Below are 625 nucleotides of genomic sequence, written 5' to 3' on the forward strand. Positions count from 1 at the left end.
TCCGTAACGAAGAAGGTCGTCGTATTCGTCAGGCGTTTGTTGCTCCAGCTGGTTACAAGATTCTGGCTGTCGACTACTCGCAAATCGAGCTGCGTATTATGGCGCACCTTTCTGGCGACCAAGCGCTGCTTGATGCCTTCCGCGACGGTAAAGACATTCACGCCGCAACTGCAGCAGAAATCATGGGAGTGTCTATTGATCAGGTATCCAGTGAGCAGCGTCGCCGTGCAAAAGCGGTGAACTTTGGTCTGATTTACGGCATGAGCGCATTCGGCTTGGCAAAACAGCTGGGCATTCCTCGTGGTGAAGCGCAAGCTTACATGGACAAATACTTCGAGCGTTACCCAGGTGTAATGCAGTACATGGAAGACACGCGCAGCGCAGCAGCTGATAAAGGTTATGTAGAAACCATTTTTGGTCGACGTTTGCATCTGCCAGAAATCAAATCGCGTAATGGTATGCGTCGTAAAGCAGCAGAACGAGCGGCGATCAATGCGCCAATGCAAGGCACTGCAGCGGACATTATTAAGAAAGCGATGCTGCTAGTGGATCAATGGATTCAAGAAGAAGGCAATGGTCGCGTAAAACTTTTGATGCAAGTACACGATGAACTGGTATTTGAAGT

General features: G+C 49.6%; 1 protein-coding gene. It reads left to right on the forward strand.

Going from position 1 to position 625, the window contains the following annotated elements; translation table 11 throughout:
* Positions 1-625 (forward strand): DNA polymerase (locus R7Q09_RS26605; RefSeq protein WP_318144002.1); only part of this gene is annotated, 625 nt, incomplete at both ends.

The organism is Vibrio sp. 2130-1, from assembly GCF_033339515.1.